This window comes from Alkalihalobacillus sp. NPDC127517 (assembly GCF_050276055.1).
Taxonomy (GTDB): domain Bacteria; phylum Bacillota; class Bacilli; order Bacillales; family Bacillaceae_D; genus Alkalicoccobacillus.
Map to the genome: position 1 here is coordinate 23,701 of NZ_JBNNQX010000018.1, position 18,070 is coordinate 41,770.

Annotated in this window: 16 protein-coding genes; 6 read left to right on the forward strand and 10 right to left on the reverse strand. The window is 42.8% G+C overall.

The window, feature by feature from the left end; translation table 11 throughout:
- Window positions 1-68 precede the first annotated feature (68 nt).
- From ACQKKO_RS19030 to ACQKKO_RS19070, 9 genes are all read right to left on the reverse strand, one after another.
- Window positions 69-824, reverse strand: coding sequence for a sugar phosphate isomerase/epimerase family protein (locus tag ACQKKO_RS19030; protein ID WP_498649994.1), 756 nt, complete (start codon window positions 822-824; stop codon window positions 69-71).
- A gap of 19 nt (window positions 825-843) precedes the next feature.
- A complete protein-coding gene (locus tag ACQKKO_RS19035) occupies window positions 844-1,869 on the reverse strand; it encodes a Gfo/Idh/MocA family protein (protein ID WP_498649995.1) in 1,026 nt (341 codons plus the stop codon).
- Window positions 1,870-1,899: 30 nt separating this feature from the next.
- The gene (locus ACQKKO_RS19040; protein ID WP_498649997.1) at window positions 1,900-2,868 is read right to left on the reverse strand and encodes a sugar phosphate isomerase/epimerase family protein; all 969 of its coding nucleotides are present in this window, start codon (window positions 2,866-2,868) and stop codon (window positions 1,900-1,902) included.
- A 12-nt stretch (window positions 2,869-2,880) separates the two neighbouring features.
- The gene (locus tag ACQKKO_RS19045; protein ID WP_498649999.1) at window positions 2,881-3,960 is read right to left on the reverse strand and encodes a Gfo/Idh/MocA family protein; all 1,080 of its coding nucleotides are present in this window, start codon (window positions 3,958-3,960) and stop codon (window positions 2,881-2,883) included.
- A 132-nt stretch (window positions 3,961-4,092) separates the two neighbouring features.
- Window positions 4,093-4,935, reverse strand: a complete 843-nt coding sequence (locus ACQKKO_RS19050) for a carbohydrate ABC transporter permease (protein ID WP_498650001.1) — start codon at window positions 4,933-4,935, stop codon at window positions 4,093-4,095.
- 13 nt (window positions 4,936-4,948) lie between these two features.
- Window positions 4,949-5,869: a carbohydrate ABC transporter permease gene (locus ACQKKO_RS19055; protein ID WP_498650003.1), complete on the reverse strand. Its 921-nt coding sequence runs from the start codon at window positions 5,867-5,869 to the stop codon at window positions 4,949-4,951.
- A gap of 62 nt (window positions 5,870-5,931) precedes the next feature.
- A complete protein-coding gene (locus ACQKKO_RS19060) occupies window positions 5,932-7,203 on the reverse strand; it encodes an ABC transporter substrate-binding protein (protein ID WP_498650004.1) in 1,272 nt (423 codons plus the stop codon).
- A 246-nt stretch (window positions 7,204-7,449) separates the two neighbouring features.
- The gene (locus ACQKKO_RS19065; protein ID WP_498650006.1) at window positions 7,450-8,199 is read right to left on the reverse strand and encodes a class I SAM-dependent methyltransferase; all 750 of its coding nucleotides are present in this window, start codon (window positions 8,197-8,199) and stop codon (window positions 7,450-7,452) included.
- A complete protein-coding gene (locus ACQKKO_RS19070; protein ID WP_498650008.1) occupies window positions 8,180-8,725 on the reverse strand; it encodes a P-loop NTPase family protein in 546 nt (181 codons plus the stop codon). The genes ACQKKO_RS19065 and ACQKKO_RS19070 overlap by 20 nt, the downstream gene beginning before the upstream one ends.
- Before the next feature lie 262 nt (window positions 8,726-8,987).
- Between ACQKKO_RS19070 and ACQKKO_RS19075 the strand changes: the two genes are divergently transcribed.
- Genes ACQKKO_RS19075 through ACQKKO_RS19095 form a run of 5 tightly spaced genes read left to right on the forward strand, consistent with a single transcriptional unit; the run spans window position 8,988 to window position 13,784 of the window.
- On the forward strand, window positions 8,988-10,253 hold the full coding sequence (locus ACQKKO_RS19075; protein WP_498650010.1) for an extracellular solute-binding protein: 1,266 nt from the start codon (window positions 8,988-8,990) through the stop codon (window positions 10,251-10,253).
- Window positions 10,254-10,281: 28 nt separating this feature from the next.
- Window positions 10,282-11,163: a carbohydrate ABC transporter permease gene (locus ACQKKO_RS19080; RefSeq protein WP_498650012.1), complete on the forward strand. Its 882-nt coding sequence runs from the start codon at window positions 10,282-10,284 to the stop codon at window positions 11,161-11,163.
- Window positions 11,160-12,011 (forward strand): carbohydrate ABC transporter permease, encoded by an 852-nt coding sequence (locus tag ACQKKO_RS19085; RefSeq protein WP_498650014.1) that lies wholly within the window; start codon window positions 11,160-11,162, stop codon window positions 12,009-12,011. Before ACQKKO_RS19080 ends, ACQKKO_RS19085 begins: the two co-directional genes overlap by 4 nt.
- A gap of 29 nt (window positions 12,012-12,040) precedes the next feature.
- Window positions 12,041-13,549 carry a glycoside hydrolase family 2 protein gene (locus tag ACQKKO_RS19090; RefSeq protein WP_498650042.1) on the forward strand — a complete coding sequence of 503 codons (1,509 nt, stop codon included), beginning with the start codon at window positions 12,041-12,043 and terminating at the stop codon, window positions 13,547-13,549.
- Window positions 13,530-13,784, forward strand: a complete 255-nt coding sequence (locus tag ACQKKO_RS19095) for a hypothetical protein (protein WP_498650016.1) — start codon at window positions 13,530-13,532, stop codon at window positions 13,782-13,784. The genes ACQKKO_RS19090 and ACQKKO_RS19095 overlap by 20 nt, the downstream gene beginning before the upstream one ends.
- A gap of 449 nt (window positions 13,785-14,233) precedes the next feature.
- On the opposite strand, the gene ACQKKO_RS19100 is transcribed toward ACQKKO_RS19095, so the two are convergent.
- The gene (locus ACQKKO_RS19100) at window positions 14,234-17,035 is read right to left on the reverse strand and encodes a rhamnogalacturonan lyase family protein (RefSeq protein ID WP_498650018.1); all 2,802 of its coding nucleotides are present in this window, start codon (window positions 17,033-17,035) and stop codon (window positions 14,234-14,236) included.
- 187 nt (window positions 17,036-17,222) lie between these two features.
- On the opposite strand from ACQKKO_RS19100, the gene ACQKKO_RS19105 reads away from it, so the two are divergent.
- A complete protein-coding gene (locus ACQKKO_RS19105; RefSeq protein ID WP_498650021.1) occupies window positions 17,223-18,035 on the forward strand; it encodes a PRC-barrel domain-containing protein in 813 nt (270 codons plus the stop codon).
- Window positions 18,036-18,070 lie beyond the last annotated feature (35 nt).

Sequence of the window (18,070 nt, forward strand, 5' to 3'; positions counted from 1 at the left end):
AAAAAAGGCAAATGATTCGTATTGAACCATCTGCCTTTTCTTCATTCATTTATCTTGTTGTCCCGGCTTTAACCAAGAATCTCTTTCAAATTACGAATACTGATCTCTACGCTCTCGAGTGGAGGTCTTTGGCAAACATCTTGTTCGACAATGAGTCGTTTAGCACCTGCCTCTTCGACTGCTGCAACAATTCCTTTAATATCAAGTGTTCCCTCGCCCACTTCAGCAAACGTCCGGTCTGACGTATCCGCCATATCTTTAATATGAGCAAGTGGTAATCTTCCTTTGTATTTTGATGCATACTCTACGGCTGAAATACCAGCGTACTCTGCCCAGTACGTATCTAACTCTACTTGCACTAGCTCAGCGTCTGTTTGAGAGAAGATTAAATCCAGCGCGCATTCTCCATCATACTTTTCATATTCAAAATCATGATTATGATAACAAAGAGTCATGCCCGCTTCCTTGACCTTCTTCCCATAGTGATTCAACTGTTCAGCAAGCTTAACGTAGTCATCCTTACTCGTTCTACGTTCTGGGACAAGATATGGAATGACCATCGTTTCTACACCCAGCTCTTTGTGATAGGCGATGATCTCATCCGCATTATCTTCAAGAAGCTCGATACCAACGTGGCTTGAAAAAGGCTTTAGATCAAGCTCTTCTAAAAAAGCTCGCAATTCAGAGGCTTCATAACCACCAAATCCGGCAAATTCCACGCCATCATATCCGAGCTCCTTTACTTTTTTTAGTGTTCCTAGAAAATCCTCTTTTGTTTCATTTCTCAGTGTAAATAACTGCAAAGCGATTGGTAACTGTGCCATGTCCATCATCCTCTCAGAACTAGTTTACTTTCACAAACGCACGTGTTTTTGCAGATTCTAATGCGGCTAGTACCACATTCAACGATTTCATTCCTTCTTCGCCACTGATAACCGGCTCTGTCTCATTCTTAATCCCATCAAGGAACGCATCAATTACTCCACTTGAAGTCTGTCCGCCCTCTTCATTCGTTGCGATGGCCCCAACTGCGTATCGTTCAACGGTTCCATCTGTTAAACGAACCACGACCTGCTCATCTGCGTTATCTTTGATTTCAAGCACACCGTTCTCGCAGTAAACACTCGTTGTATTGTCCTCGCCTTTGTAATACGTCCAGCTGGCTGCCATTGTTCCAATCGCACCGCTTTCCATACGCAATAGGCAAGTTGCGTTGTCATCTACATCGCCTTGTTTATCGAGGGTTTCAACAAACGCAGCAACCTCTGAGACTTCCTCATCAAACAACCAGCGGATCAAATCAATTTTGTGTACACCTAAGTCACCCATCGCTCCGACAAATGCTTTGGACTTATCAAAGAACCAGCTTGTATCACCCTGTACACTCCACGCATCTGGCCCACCATGGCCAAACGTCGTTTTAAATGTCAGCGCTTTACCTAAACGACCAGACGCTAACACTTCTTTTGCCTTTACATGAGGTGGCATTAGTCGCTGATTATGTCCAATCATCAGTTGGACGTTGTTGTCAGCTGCGGCTTGAATCATCGCTTCGGCTTCTTCAAGGGACGTCGCCATTGGTTTTTCACAAAGAACGTGCGCTCCTGCTTTCGCTGCCGCAATTGATACTTTCGCATGATCCGCATTTTGTGTGCAGACACTTACTACATCAACCTCTTCATTTGCTAAAAGCTCCTCGTAGCTTGTATAGGCTTTTCCACCGTACTGTTCTACATTCGCCTCTGCTAGTTCGATTGTAAAATCACAAAAGGCTACAAATTCAACATCTTCTCTGCTTGCGTATTCTGGAATATGACGATATTTCGCAATACTCCCATTTCCAACTACAGCTACTTTTACTTTTTTCATGATTGTACCCCTTTCACCTTGGTTTAAATTCTATAGCCACCACATATCTGGTACTGGATCTTTAATTAATACTTGCTGCAGATTACTTACTGCTCGACTGAACCCTTCATCAATTGACATTAGCCCATCCTCGTGCTCGATGCTGACAGCTCCATCATATCCAACTGTGCGTAGTGCACTTATAATATCTGACCATACCTTCAGATCATGACCATAACCAACTGAGCGGAAGATCCAGGCACGATCCTGCATATTCGCATACGATTGCATATCAAGCAGTCCGTGCATATTCACATTGTCCTGGTCAATATACGTGTCTTTCGCATGGAAAAAGTGGATGGCATTACGTTTTCCAAGAATTTTAATTGCAGCTATGGGATCGATCCCTTGCCACCATAAATGACTAGGATCCACGTTTGCTCCGATTACCTCACCCACTGCATCACGGAGTTTCAACAAGGTTGCTGGGGTATGTACTAAAAACCCTCCGTGCAACTCAAGTGCAATCTTCACGTTGTGATCACTTGCAAACTTTCCTGCTTCCTTCCAATAAGGAATCAGTTTTTCTTCCCATTGCCATTTTAAAATTTCACCATGCTCGTTAGGCCATGGTGCTACCGGCCAGCTTGGTGCTTTTGCGCCTTCATACGCACCAGGTGTACCTGAGAACGTTGTCACAACCTCTACACCTAATTTATTTGCCAAACGAACGGTATCAAGGAAATCCTGATGGCACTGATCGGCAAACTCCTTATCAGGTGTAATCGGATTCCCGTGGCAGCTTAAGCTACTAATCGTCAGTCCTCTGCTCTCCACTGCGTGCTGGAAAGCCTTTAGCTTCGTTTCATCTGCTAAAAGCTCAGCAGGATTACAATGGGCATTTCCAGGGTAACCTCCTGTCCCAATTTCTACAGTTTCAAGTCCTAAGCTTTTAATATGATCAAGCATTTCCTCAAATGGTTTATCAGCAAATAATACGGCAAATACTCCTAATTTCATCGTATCTCCTCCTTAGTTTGATTCAACTGGTGCCGGTCGCTCACATTGACTTTGCATCGCATAATGTTGGTTCGTCGAGGAAGCCGTGTAGAAACCATGCATGGCTTCAAGTACGTGGTAACCCATCTCACCTGATGCTCTAGTTGGACTTCCTGTAACAACTGCACGTGCCATATCCTTTAAGCCAAGACCTCGTTCATTTTCAGTGTGTCCGTGGGTCAACGCAAGCTCAGTCCACTCGAGCTCTCCTGCTTTTTTAATATAGACCGGACCACCAAACGTGTTTGGATCTGGCACTCTGAGTGTTCCTTCTGTTCCATAGATCTCAATCCAAGGTAATGTAGCTCCCCAGACATCAAAGCTCATGATCAGTGTTCCAACAGCACCATTCTCAAAATCAATGACTCCAGTTACGTGTGTTGGCGTATTTACTGGAATGACTTCACCATTTCGCTCTGGACTTGTCGCAATTCGTTCTTTTAATGCAGACTGAGCTGAACCTGTCACTCTGCGGAATGGACCAATTAGATGAATTAATGCGGTTAAGTAATACGGCCCCATATCAAAAAGCGGACCTGCTCCTTCTTGGTAGTAGAAGTATGGGTTTGGATGCCAGCTTTCGGGTCCATGTGACATCATAAATGCTGTCGCTGCCACTGGTTTCCCAATGGAACCCTCATCAATAAACTTGCGGCAGGTCTGTAAGCCCCCACCCAAAAATGTATCTGGTGCCACACCAACCTGAAGACCTTTTTCTTTGGCAAGCTGCAGGATTTGATCAGCGTCCTGCAAAGAAATAGACAAAGGCTTCTCAAGAAACACATGCTTACCATGTTCTAATGCCTTTAGTGACACTTCGGCGTGCGCTGCTGGAATGGTTAAGTTTAAAACCATATCAATATCAGGATCTGCATAAAGCTCATCTGGCGTTAAGACTTTTTGAATATTGTAAGCTTTTGCTTTTTCTCTTGCTGCTTGTTCATTTAAATCACTAACAGCATCAATTTCAATAAACTCGTCTGAGACACAATTTTGCAAGTAAATATCACTGATTGTGCCGCAGCCAACAATTCCAATTCTAGCTTTTTGCATGAAACTCACTCTCCCTCAAAAAAGAATTAACCGCTTACAAGGTTCAAATCGATGTTTCGTGTATACGCTATCATTCTACCTGTTTTCGTTCTGAATGTATAATATTTTTATTGATTCATTGAAGGTTTCTTTTTAACTTTTGATTGCTCCCTCTGTGATACCTGCGATCACTTGCTTGCTGAATAGTAAAAAGATCACTAATAACGGTAGTGTTGCTAAGAATGTTCCATTTAAGACCATACTGTAGTCTTGCGCATACGTTCCATTTAACGTCTTTAATGCAACTTGAATGGTATGGACGCTTCGATCCTTAAGCACAACAAGCGGCCAAAGAAAATCATTCCAAACATTCATATAGGTAATTAAACCAAGAGTGGCCAGTGCCGGACGTAGGATGGGAAGAACAACCGTCCAATATAATCTGAAGTTCGAACAGCCGTCCATTCTTCCTGCATCAATTAATTCATTTGGCACAGCGGTCGAGATGTATTGTCTCATCCAAAAGACACCGAATGCATTCACCATCGCAGGAACAATTAGAGCCGTTAATGTGTTGATCCAGCCGAGCTGACTCACGATCATGTATGAGGGAATGAGACCAAGTTGAGCTGGAACCATCATCGTGGCAAGAACAAAGATAAACAAGCCATTTCGTCCTCTAAATTTCAGTTTTGCAAAAGCGAAGCCCGCTAACGAACAGAAAAACAGGACAGATAGCGTAATGAGGCTTGCTACAATAAAGGTATTGAATAATGCCTGTAAGAAATTAATATTCGTAAACACTTTCCCAGCATTTACGAAAAATTCTGTACCAGGCATGATGGCAGGTGGAAATTGACTAACCGCGGATGTATGATTCGAACCAATGACAAACATCCAATATAAAGGGAAGAGCGCACAGAGACTAAAGAAAACAAGTGCGCTGTATATCCCTATTTTACCAACACTAAATGGCTTGCTACCCACTTCTTTCATACGACTCACATCCTTAATCAGCAGATTTAATTTTGCGCGTCACAAATAGATTCAATAACGAGAACAGAACAATGATCAAGAATAACAGCCATGCAATGGCAGACGCATATCCAAACGAATTTCTGAGGAATGCTTCTTCATATAGATACAGAGTTAATGTAAGACCTTGATTCACAGCCCCTCCTCCCATGCCTGAGAAGGTCTGAGGTTCCGCAAAGATCTGCATCCCACCGATCGTTGATAGAATTACAGTAAAGATAATCATCGGTCGAATCATGGGAATGGTCACGAACAGAAATTGTTGAATTTTATTTGCTCCATCAATAGTTGCTGCTTCATAAAGATCCTTTGGAATACTTTGCAACGCAGCCAAATAAATAATGGAGTTATAACCGACCCATCGCCAGATTACCATGCTTGAAATCGCGACATGTGTTCCGAGAACAGACGCCTTCCAGTTAATCGGCTCAACACCAACAAGGGATAGAAGATAATTGATGATTCCATAATGTTGACCAAAGATCGCATCAAACACAATGGCCACTGCAACCACTGAGGTAATATTCGGAAGGAATACAGCTAGTCTGAAAAAATGTCGACCTTTGAGTAACGCCTGATTTAATACAAATGCCAGCACAAGTGCGAGTGTCAGCTGTGGAATGGTCGACATGACCCAGATACTCATGGTGTTCCCAAGAGCTTTCCAAAACAGCGGATCAGTGAGCAGCCATTGATAATTTGTTAACCCTACAAATTCTTTTGTGCCAAGAATGTCCCATTTATGAAACGAGATATAAGCCGTAAATAAAATTGGAAACACGCCAAAGACTGCAAACAATAGAAAAAAAGGTGAGATGTATAAATAAGCCGAGATATGATCCTTTTTACTTTGAGTTGATAGCTTCTTAGGTTTCTTTACAGAACTCTCCTTCATCACTTGCCCCCTTACTTTATATGAGGATGCCGCCTTTGTGCGGCACCCTATAAAGGTTGTGGTTACCTACCAATCTCTCGTTCTAAGCTTTTCATTGCTGCATCCCAACTTGATTCTGGAGTATCTTGACCATCCTGAACCCTCGTCACAGCATCTCCAAGAATCTTCTCAATTTGAATGGATTCTGGCCCTTCAAGGATTGGAGTTACCCGCTCTGCCGCTTCAGAATAAATCTTGCCTACTGGTGCATCATTAAAGTACTCACTCGTGTAATTTACTAGTTCCTCAGAGTCATAGACAGAAGGCGTAGATGGGAAGTTTCCAAGCTCTCTAAAGACTGTTAATTGTTGCTCTGGAGCCAAGACCCATTCAATTAAATCGTACGCTTCTTGTGGATGCTTCGATTCCTTTGGTACTGTCAGAAACGATCCACCCATATTCCCGGATCCTTCAGGAATTTGTGTAATATCCCAAAGCCCAGCTGCATCTGGTGCACTTTCTTGAATTTGTGTCATTCGCCAAGCCGGAGCGACAACCGTAGCAAAGTCCCCATTTACAAGTCCCGCGGACCATTCCGTGCTTCCATCTTCCATATTTGTTGTTAGACCCTTCTCGATCATTTCCATTGCATAGTCATATGCCCGCGTAATTGCTGGATTATCTTGAACAATGATGTTTCCATCCGCATCAAAGTACTTCGCGTCCCCTTGCCCTTCCATCACTGCATACATGTTTCCTGGATTCGGCAGAAACGCTTTGCCCGTTTTTTCTTTTACTAGTTCACCCGCCGCAATAAAATCATCCCAGGTTTGTAATTGCTCAGCTACTTCCTCTCTGTCAGTTGGGAGACCCGCTTCTTCAAATAAATCAACTCGATAAGCAAGTGCTTGAGGACCAATATCTGTCGGAATTCCTAGCAGATATTCTCCATCTATAGATAACGCCTGCTGCCATTTCCAATCTAAATAATCCCCTTCAGCCTCTGCTCCGCCATAGTCAAAGAGATTATGAAAATGATCTGGATTTGCCTTCATTTTATCGATTCCTTTTACTTCAATTGCTGAAATATCCGGTGCTCCGCTCCCTGCTGCAAGTGCTGTTGTTAAGTTTGTATGCACGTCGTTGAAATCAGCAACTTGGATGTTTACCTTGATGTCGTGTTCCTCAGCATATTGCTCAATCAAGCTTTCAAAGCCCATTGACTTCCACAACCAAATGGTTAATTCAACTTGTCCATCCTCTACCTTCTCTTCTCCCCCACCGCAGGCTGACATCATGAATACAGAAGCTGCACACGCTGAACCTATCATCCACTTACGCCACACTCTATCCATCTTGTTATCCCCCTTCAATAAAGTAAGCGCTTACATATTTTTAGTTTACGCTCAGAAGCTTAAAATATGATTACGTTCTACTTTTTAATTAGTGGGAAAAATTTGCGAGGATAAAACCGTGTTCTCCGCGAGCGATTATAGTAATTCAGAGTGTAAACAAAAAATTACTGTGATAAATAAAAGACTAACACTCCCATTAAAGAGAGACGTTAGCCTTCTACTATTCCTATTCACTTTGTTCTATCATCATATCTTTTCGCAGATTAAGAGGAACCGATGCTGCGCCACATCAATATACCCTTCTTTCTTCATGCGAAGATAGATTTGATACAGGTCATCCTCATAGTCTTCTTGCTTCCATCCTTCAAGCTGCCAGGGGATTGCCTTTAAATAGTAAAGAAGAGCCCCAAGATCATAAAAGCGTTGAGTTGGATATTCTTCTTTAGCCGTTACTACGCGGAAACCAGCTGCCTTTAACTCGGTCTCAGCTTTCTTCAGGTTCCACCCTTCATATGACACAGGCACATTAAACCATTCATTAATCTCCCGACAGTCGTCTCCTCCCACTTGCTGAGTAATAAAGGTTCCGCCTGATTTTAGAATACGATGCACTTCGTTTGCATCAAACGAATCATGCCTATTCATAATGAAATCAAATTCTTCATTCTCTAAAGGGAGGTCATGATCTTCTTCAAATGGAAGGACTGTTACCCCTAAAGGCTCTAATCTGCGCTTCGCTACACTAACATTTGGTTGATAGCCTTCGGTTGCTTTTATACGTGGTGGGTAAGGTCTTAGATAACTAAGTAATTCTCCTCCACCTGTGCCCATATCAAGCATGCCAGTGGCTGTAGCCATATAACTCTTCACAATACTCCCGTATGACCACGTAAGAGGAGAGGTCGCAATACGTCCCGTTTCGGACACGTAGGAAAAGTCCCAGCCTTCAAATGCTTCATCCATTGCCTTTAATTGATTAAGAAAATCCTGCTCCATTTGTATCCTCCTCTAATGCTTGTAAAAATCGTTCCATTTCCTTTTGTCCTGAAAGAACATAGACCTTGTGCTTGTCAGAGCCTTCTTCAAACTGTTTTAACTTAACCTTCATCTTCTTTTGTCTAGGATAATAGGTTTTAATAATAAACCAGATGAACCCTGGATCTATTTTCTCCTTACAGCCCTCTGTAAGGTCTGGCCTAGACCTTCCGTGAAACATAATCCTTCTCTTTACGACATGATACAAGCAACGCCAAAGAGGACAGTCGATAAACACGATTGTATCTGCTTTGCTTAAACGCACATTAAAAGTCGCATTGTAATTACCTTCTATAATCCATTGATTTGTTTGTGCTAACACTCTCTGCTTCTCAATAAAAATATCCTTGTCTTCCTCTATCCAGCCCGGCTTCCAGAACAGTGTGTCCAGATGATGTACTGGTAAACGAGTTACATGTGATAGCTTTCTTGCAAATGTCGATTTCCCCGCCCCAGCTGAAGAACCAACAACCATAATTTTGTTCACGGTGTCCATTCCCCTTTTACCATTACTTTTTCCTGTTACTATCTATTAAATCTGAAAAAGATAGGTAAAACAAGTTAAATCTGCATAAATCCCGTGATAAAATCAGTAAATTGTAAATTGACTTACAAATCAGCCGGTGATAAAGTGGTACGTATAAATTAACATTTTATCGGCTTCTAATAATCTATTTATACGAATAGGTTATAATGTTTCACTCTTTTGAAAGCGTTTACTTAAATGAGATTAGAAAGGAGATGTTCAGATGATTGGTCAAAGTAAAAGATGGTTACTGCTCTTAGGTTTCTCTCTCATTCTATTAACTGCTTGCAATCGTACCGAGCTCACAACCAGCGATGGTCGAATTCAACTTAATTATTGGGTTTTATTTGGTGGAGGAGACTTAAGTTATATGCAAGATATCGTTACATCGTTTAATGAATCTCAGGACGATATTTATGTAAATATCATTCTACAGGATTTTGACGACTACTACACAAAGCTTGTTACAAGTGTTGCGGCGAACCGTGGACCTGATGTTGCCGTATCACATGCCGCAGTTTTGCCTGAGCTTGTTAATCAAGGCTTAACCGTGCCACTGAATGATCTCTCCCAGGAGGTAGGGCTAGACTTTAATGATTTTTATGAGAATCTTCAGGATGCGATGGAGGTTGATGGAAGCTATCATGCCGTGCCTATTGATTCTCATCCATTCATCCTCTATATCAATACTGATCTTGCAGAAGAAGCGGGTCTTTTAGATGATGCAGGGCAGCCGATTATTGAAGAAACACCTGAGGGATTCCTGAACTTTTTCCAGGAGGCTAAAGAGGCATTACCTGACAAAACGGGTATCGCCATTCCAACTGGTGGACTCGATGTTTATCGTTGGTGGTGGATGACCTATTTTCAAATGGGTGGTACACCGATTTTCTCTGATGATTTAACCAATCCTGAGATTACGCTAGATGAGGAGATTGCCGTAGAAGCTGCCGACTATCTCTTACAATTTTTTGGTGACGTGATTCCAATGCATCTGAGCGATCCCTATGAAAACTTTCAATCTGGTAATGCCTTTAGCTTAATGACAGGGGTATGGGGCACTGGTATCTGGGAAGCTGCTGATTTGCCTTTTACAGCCATTCCATTTCCACAGCTTTTTGATGTTGATGCAGCACAGGGTGGTTCGCATACACTCATCATGCCAATACACTCTGAAACGACAGATGAGCGACAGCTGGCGAAAATGCAATTCATTCAATTCGTAAGTGATAGTGGACTCGATTGGGCTAAGGCTGGTCATATTCCGTCCAAGCCCGAGATTGTAGAGTCGCAGGAATATCAGGATATGCCGTATCGCTCTGATTACGCATCCATTTCTGCTGATGTTGTGTACACCGATCAAACGATCTATCAAAGTTCGGCTGAAACAGATATGACGCGAAGCTTAGATGAAATTATGGCAGGTAGACTTACGCCAGAAGAAGGCATCCAAAAGATGATTAATGATCTAGAGATTACGATTCGATAAAACACGTACGCATAAGGAGGTGTGCCCTTTGAACAAGAAATCATGGAAAAATGAGTTACGTCCGCTCCCCTTTATTCTTCCTTTCTTTATCGTCTATGTGGCCTTTACAGTCTTCCCTATTTTTAAAGGGATGCAGATGAGTTTCTTTAATTGGACACTCATCGAGCAACAAGATTTTATTGGACTCACACATTATCAAAACGTATTAACGGATCCGAACTTCTGGCAAGCATTCGGAAATACAACCCTGTTTGTTGTTTTATCTACACCAACGATGGTGATCTTAGCCTTGTTTCTAGCTTTACTTGCAAATTTAAATACACGGTTTCGTACGTTAATTCGCGGAGCCTTTTTTATCCCTAGTATTCTCTCAGTCTCTGTTATTTCGTATGTGGCCATCTTCATGCTCCAGCCTTATACAGGGGTGGTTAATAACTTAATTCAAGCATTTGGAATCAATCAGGAGCCCTTTTGGCTTGCAGAGCCCTCTCTTGCTTGGGTCAGTATTATTGGGGTGACATTATGGTGGACAGTTGGGTTCAATATGATCCTATTCTTAACATCCCTGCAGAACATTCCGGATGATCTATATGAAGCAGCTGAAGTGGATGGCGCTACTCGAATGATGATGTTTTGGAAAATTACGTTACCACAGCTACTTCCGATTACTCGAGTGATTTTACTTCTTCAGGTACTGGCATCCTTTAAGGTGTTCGGTCAAATCCTTTTGATTACTGGGGGTGGACCTGGTACGTCAACACGTCCAATTATTCTGTATATCTATGAAATGGGCTTTGAGAGATATGACCTTGGCTATGCGGCTGCCATGTCGTACCTGCTGTTTGTTGTCCTACTCCTTCTCTCATTAGTTCAACTACGTCTGGGTGGCAAAGGAGGTCGAATGATATGAGTACTCAGCAACAGTCGGCATTATCTCAAAAAAGAGACCCACTCCGGATTCCAAAGGTCATACTGGCCTTGTTCATGACGTTTTTGTTTTTGTTTCCAATCTTTTGGATGATTTTTGTCTCATTAAAACCTGAGAGTCAGCCTGCTGCCTCTCCGATTGGGTGGTTCCTCCCTCCCTACACCTTTGTGAATTATATTGATGTGATCGGTGGTAGCGATATTTTCTTATGGATTTGGAACAGCTTTTTTGTTGGGATCGTGACTACGGTGTTAACCCTGGTTCTTACTTCACTCGCTGCATTTGCACTATCCAAGATGAAATTCCGTTATCGTCGAGCGCTCTTTGTGTTCTTTATTGCGGGGTTAATGGTTCCTGGTGAGGCGATGATCATTCCTCTCTATGAGATTATTGGGGCCATGAATTTATTGGATACGTATAGCGGGTTAATTCTTCCAATGATTGCAGCGCCGCTTGGAGTGATTATTCTGAAGAGCTTCTTTGATGGCGTACCAAATGAAGTCATTGAAAGTGCCCAGATTGATGGTTGTTCAGACATTCGTCTGTTTTGGAATATCGTACTACCGCTTGCCAAGCCGGCGCTTGCTGCGATTGGGATTCTAACCTTTATTGGTTCATGGAATAACTTCCTATGGCCTTACTTAGCGATCATCTCTGAATCTCTTTATACACTTCCAGTAGGGATTCCGATGTTTAACTCGAACTATTCAGAGAGTTACATTCTTCCAATGACGGTGAATGCACTTGCATCCATCCCAGTCATCATCGCTTTCTTGCTCTTTGAGAAGCAAATTGTGAAAGGAATCAGTTTTACCGGAATAAAAGGGTAACTCATTAAAAGGGAGTGAGTTCATTGAACATGATTCGTACGGAATATCCAAGACCGCATTTCAAACGGCCAACGTGGACGAATTTAAATGGAGAATGGTTATTTGAATACGACGATCAAGATGTTGGGATTACTGAGAAATGGTACAAGGAGCATTCATTTTCTAAAACCATTCATGTACCCTTTGCCTACCAGGCTGCGTTAAGCGGGATTCATGATCAAACGTTTCATGATCGAGTCTGGTATAAGCGCCAATTCCGTTTACAAAAAGAGAATGGCTCTCTCTACCTTCTTCATTTTGGAGCGGTTGATTACGAGGCTATGATTTGGATCAATGGTGAATTAGCTGGGACTCATCAAGGTGGTCACACATCTTTTCAACTGGATGTGACCTCACTTATCCATTCTGGAGAAAATGAATTAGTTGTTCAGGCAGTAGACTCTTCTACAGACCTGGACCAACCACGTGGCAAGCAGTACTGGAAGGAAGAGTCAGAGAGCATCTTCTACACAAGAACAACAGGCATTTGGCAAACCGTTTGGCTAGAAAAAGTGAATCAAAGCCACCTATCTCATGTGTCGTTCACACCTGATATTGATGAAAAGCAAATAAAGCTAGACTATCACATTCTTGGAGTAGCCTCGAACCTGGAGCTTGAGGTCTCCATTTCTTTTAATGGTACACCCGTCGTGAATGATCGAATCTCTGTTCTTGGTGAAAAGGGCCAACGACAATACTCGATTGTTCATCCTGCAACGCAGCATGAAGAGTGGTTATGGAGCCCGGAGAATCCCTCTCTCTTTGATGTAACCTTTAAGCTACGCATTGGCACCCAGGTTGTTGATGAAATACAGAGTTATTTTGGAATGAGAAAGGTCTCCGTCTCAAATGGTGAAGTTTATTTAAACAACAAACCTTACTATATGAAGCTTGTTTTAGATCAAGGCTACTTTCCAGACGGTGTTCTAACAGCACCATCAGAAGAGAGCTTTATTCAAGACATCAAGCTGACAAAGCAATTAGGTTTTAACGGAGCAAGAAAGCATCAAAAGGTCGAGGATCCGCTCTATTATTATTGGGCTGACAGGCTTGGACTTCTTGTATGGGGTGAGATGGCAAACAGCTATATCTATAGCGAACGTGCGGTGGAGCGTTTAACTAAAGAATGGCTTGATGTAATTAAGCGTGATTACAATCATCCTTGCATCGTCGCCTGGGTTCCTTTAAATGAGAGCTGGGGTGTGCCCGATCTGTTAACAAGTGCCAAGCAGCGTCATCACAGTATAGCTATGTATCATTTGACTAAGTCGATTGATCAAACACGATTCGTTATGTCAAATGATGGGTGGGAGCACACACAATCAGATCTTTGCACCATTCACGACTATGAAGCTTCAAAAGCCATCCTTAAGGAGAGATATCAGACACTTGATGGTGTTCTTAGCTTTCTACCTTCTGGAAAAAAGCTCTACGCGTCAGGTTATCAATATTCAGGTGAGCCAATTCTAATCACAGAGTTTGGGAGGAATCTCCTTTAAACAAAGTAATTGGGATGGCTGGGGCTATTCTCATGCAACAAACGAGGAAGAGTTTCTCAAAGGGTACGCGGCTGTCATCGAAGCGTTATACGAATCTCCACTCATCAAAGGCTTTTGCTATACACAGCTTACAGACGTTGAACAAGAAATCAATGGGCTCCTCACCTATGATCGAGAACCTAAGGCAGCCATTGAAAAGATTCGCGCAATTACAGTAGGGAAAGATAGAGTCTGAACCATCCTTAAAATTAAACAAAAATGGCGAGTGATTCATCAATCGAATCACTCGCCATTTTTTTAGAAAGCATGTCTTTCACATCTCTTCCAGCAAAATAAGTGCACGCACCTCACTAAGCGGACAGCATGGGGGCCGACTCCTACGGGAGAAGAGGGCAGAGGTGAAATGAACCTGGCGTAGCCGGTTTAGTTCAGCGCCCGCCCATGGAAAGCGTGCCCCCATCACGGTAGCGATTGCCGAAGCTCCTACCCCACACACATCTTTTCCTGCAAAATGAATAGACGCACTGTACACAGCGGACGGGGTGGGTGGCCGACTCCTATGGGAGAAAAGGGCAGAGGTGAAATGAACCTGGCGTAGCCGGTTTAGTTCAACGCCCGCCCTAGGAAAGCGTGCCCCCATCACGGTAGCGATTGCCGAAGCTCCAATCTCTCCCAGAGCATTTTTTAATTAGACGAATCGTCAATAACCTGCTCCGCCCATTCCGTTAACACCGTTCTCGCTTCATCAGTCGCATACGCTTTGTTTTTATCATCATTCAGCTCTGCTTTAAATGCTTCCATACCTCTTATAATCTGTTTCTTTGATCCGCTCTCTGCATGAATTTTCGCCCGATCAATTTCTTTAAATAGCGTCTTGGACAATGGCTCCGTCACATCTCCTGCATCCACAAAAGCCATTAAAGAAGACTCTAGCTCCGAAAGTGGATCCACCTGCTGCTCTGCCTCTGACACAGGTACATACTCCCAGTCCATATCTGATGCATAATAGAAGCTAGGATAAGAAGGTTGATTGTAGGTTACATTCTGCCATGCAATCCCGGTCCGATACTGTGTATCGTGCATCAGAGTATACAACTTATGCTCAGTCACTTCTGTACTTGTATAGATTCGAATAGCTGAGCTATCTGTGGTGCGAACGAGTAACTCCTCTCTGAAATCACCAAAGATATCTGCTACAAGAGAAGGTGTCCCTTTTGTATAGTTGTTTGTGCGAGTTCCTTCTGCGGTTAGGAGTCTCCCTCTCTGCCAATCATCAATCGTTGGTGTCTGGTCAATCGACCCATTCACAATTTGAGTGGTAAGATCAGCAGACCATTTAATGTTAAAATTTGTGCCCGGTATTCTGTCGCTCAGCTTTTCCCCGTCAGCTGTCCACAAACCAACAGCCCACGTCTCAAGTCCTCTGGTGTTTGGATTCACATCTCCTACCATGCCTCGACCGGTATCTCTACCCGTATAGCCACCATAAATGACATCACCCGATTCAGCATCGCGCAATGCGTACCCGTAAGGAGCCCACTGGCCACCCTCAAACACCATAAAGCTTTCAAGACCTGGTCGATCTGGATTCACATCGGCTACATGGAGCGCATCTCCGTGTCCAAGTCTTGCTTCTGACCCTGGATTTCCACTTCCAGGAGGAAGAATATCAAACGAGCTGTAGAGAAGAGACCCATCATGATCAATGGTTGCTCCTCCATAAATGATCTCGTGTTTTCCATCCCCATCAACATCCGCAACACTTAACGAATGTGCCCCTTGTGTGGTAATTGTTCCAAATTCCTCATCCGTTCCATCTCTTCCGTGTGGTCCATCATTAAATGGATTTGACATTGGTGTCCAGCCACTGTCTACATACCATTTTTCTTCTATATTCTTACCATTCCAATCGTATGAAACAAGTGTTGTTCGCGTATAGTATCCTCTTGCAAACACAGCCGATGGTTTCTCTCCATCTAAATAAGCAACCCCCGCAAGAAACCGATCCACACGGTTTCCTGGCTCAATACGAGCCATCGCGTAATCTCCCCACATCAAGCCATCATCAGTTCTGCCTGGTTTGTAGTGAATGGTTTCTAACTCTTTACCTGACTCCCCTTCAAACACAGTTAAGTACTCAGGCCCATCAACTATAAAGCCTTCAAAATCACGTAGGTCATTTCGGCTGCTACGCGAGGGTGCATATTCATCTATAAAATGATCGACTAACGCTTCTGCGTCTTCCTTTGAAAGAGGATACTCGTATTCCGGCTCAATTCCAAAGCTCTCTTCAAGCGTCTCTGGCCAATTACCTGCAACAACCTCCTCATGCTCGTGCCATCCCATAAACATCTCAACCAAATGCTCGTAGTAGTCATCTGAACTCATTCGGTAATCATCTTCATGACTAAACCCTTCAGTCAGATCCTCTTCCGGCATCGTAATGTATTCTTCTGACTCTACCGAACCATCATCAGAGTACTTAATGATTTTTGTACCAGGAGCTGTCTTAAACATCATTTCAGCCTTGCCATCACCGTCAAAATCATATACCAGAAACTGCGTATAATGCGCACCAGATCGTACATTTACGCCTAAATCAATGCGATAAAGCAAGTCCCCATTAAAGGTATACGTATCAATATATGTGTTTCCTGTATAACCTTTTTGAGAAACATCCTTTGAATTAGATGGGTCCCATTTCACGATGAATTCGTATTGACCATCCCCATCTACATCACCGACACTCATATCATTCGCATGATATGTATAATTCTCACCAGCTGGTGTTACACCATCTTCAGGCTTTTGAAGAGGCAGATCATAATATCCATCAGCCCATGGACTGACGGGTTCACTTTCATCCATTTCAACGCCTGCTTCTACAGCTTTCACGGTATACCCAGATCCCTCCGTACCGCTTGCATCAAGATAGTTTGTGCTGTCCGTTACTTCAGCAATCTTACTTCCATCACGATACACATGAAAGTCTACTCCGGTTAGCCCCGTAACTGAATGTCCTGTCGCTTCTTCCTTTAGTAAACGCCAGCTAAGAAATACGCCTTCAGACGTCGCAACAGCAACAACTCCTCGATCTAATTCTTCAAGCTGTGGATTAAATTCTTTTTTTATACTTGATCGTACAGTATTTGAAGTCTCTTGTTCCGTTCCATTGATGACTGGAGCCACTTTAAAATAATGAGGAATATGAGTCGATCGTTCGTAGGTGTAAGTAGTATCAGTTACATTATCAAGTAAGCGGTACTCCATGTTTTCGGTGTCTTTATCGGCCCAGTATACATTATACGACTGTGCACCCTCTTCTTTTTCCCAAGACAATGTGACCCCAGTATCTGTCACTTCTGTTACGGATAATTCGTGCATCGTTTCTTCCCCTAACGCTTCTTGTACGGATATGTTTCCACATGCCAATACCCCAACCATAAGTCCGACTAAAACCTTCTTACTACGCCTTTTTTTCGACATAGAACTCCTCCTTATGTAATTGTTTAAAGCGCTTTCATTATACATGATTTTTCATATCAAAAGTGGGTTACATCAGATATACTGAAATTTTCCCAACCTCTCAGGTGTAAATGTCACGTGTTTCAAATTAGTTGAAAGCGGTTATATAGAGTACAAATAAATGATTCACGTGGAAAGGGAGAGTAGAATGTTTATTCAAGCAAAAACCTTAGAAAGCTTTTCTATGAATGCTACTGACGGCGAGCTAGGTTCAATCGCTGATCTCTACTTTGAATCCAATACATTCACCCTTCGTTATTTTGTTGGAGATACGCGTACTTGGTTTTTTGGTGGAAAAGTTTTACTAAGTCCTGAATCCGTTACCTCCATTGAACAGGAAAAGGAACGAATTGATGTTAACTTAACGAAAGAACAAATTAAAGATAGTCCTAAGCCTTCTGCACATGAACCCGTTTCACGTCAATATGAAGCTGAACTTCGTGATCACTATGGATGGCGCCATTATTGGGGAGCCCCAATCGGTGGAGCAAGCGCTGGTATGGGGTCACCAGGATCTTACCCTGCTGCACCTGGCATGATGATACCGCACCCAATTGCCAATCCCAATCTTAATCGTACGGAAGACGAGCAAGATGCGATGACCCAGCAAACAGAACAGAATACACTGCAAAGTATTAATGATCTGCGTGGATATAAGATTCACGTCAAAAACGGTGAGGTCGGAAAAGCATTGGACTTTATGTTAAATGAACATGACTGGACAATTAACTACATCATTGTTGATGTTGGTGGAACGTTCACACGAGAACCGGTACCACTCGCTGCTGAATGGATCACGGATATTTCATGGCAGGATAAAACCATTACAGTAAGTGTTGACAAAGAATTAATCGAAAGTGCACCAGATTATGAAATCCACGAGCCATTTACACGTGAAGATGAGACCAGGTTGTATGCTCATTATGATCGCTCCCCTTACTGGGAAGGGATCGAAAAATAATAATAAGAAAGCCGCCTGAAAGTTAATCAGGCGGC

Bases quoted from the DNA above. Each gene is read 5' to 3' on its own strand.
- ACQKKO_RS19030 (WP_498649994.1), bottom strand. From the start codon at position 824: ATGGCACAGTTACCAATCGCTTTGCAGTTATTTACACTGAGAAATGAA.
- ACQKKO_RS19035 (WP_498649995.1), bottom strand. From the start codon at position 1,869: ATGAAAAAAGTAAAAGTAGCTGTAGTTGGAAATGGGAGTATTGCGAAA.
- ACQKKO_RS19040 (WP_498649997.1), bottom strand. From the start codon at position 2,868: ATGAAATTAGGAGTATTTGCCGTATTATTTGCTGATAAACCATTTGAG.
- ACQKKO_RS19045 (WP_498649999.1), bottom strand. From the start codon at position 3,960: ATGCAAAAAGCTAGAATTGGAATTGTTGGCTGCGGCACAATCAGTGAT.
- ACQKKO_RS19050 (WP_498650001.1), bottom strand. From the start codon at position 4,935: ATGAAAGAAGTGGGTAGCAAGCCATTTAGTGTTGGTAAAATAGGGATA.
- ACQKKO_RS19055 (WP_498650003.1), bottom strand. From the start codon at position 5,869: ATGAAGGAGAGTTCTGTAAAGAAACCTAAGAAGCTATCAACTCAAAGT.
- ACQKKO_RS19060 (WP_498650004.1), bottom strand. From the start codon at position 7,203: ATGGATAGAGTGTGGCGTAAGTGGATGATAGGTTCAGCGTGTGCAGCT.
- ACQKKO_RS19065 (WP_498650006.1), bottom strand. From the start codon at position 8,199: ATGGAGCAGGATTTTCTTAATCAATTAAAGGCAATGGATGAAGCATTT.
- ACQKKO_RS19075 (WP_498650010.1), top strand. From the start codon at position 8,988: ATGATTGGTCAAAGTAAAAGATGGTTACTGCTCTTAGGTTTCTCTCTC.
- ACQKKO_RS19085 (WP_498650014.1), top strand. From the start codon at position 11,160: ATGAGTACTCAGCAACAGTCGGCATTATCTCAAAAAAGAGACCCACTC.
- ACQKKO_RS19090 (WP_498650042.1), top strand. From the start codon at position 12,041: ATGATTCGTACGGAATATCCAAGACCGCATTTCAAACGGCCAACGTGG.
- ACQKKO_RS19100 (WP_498650018.1), bottom strand. From the start codon at position 17,035: ATGTCGAAAAAAAGGCGTAGTAAGAAGGTTTTAGTCGGACTTATGGTT.
- ACQKKO_RS19105 (WP_498650021.1), top strand. From the start codon at position 17,223: ATGTTTATTCAAGCAAAAACCTTAGAAAGCTTTTCTATGAATGCTACT.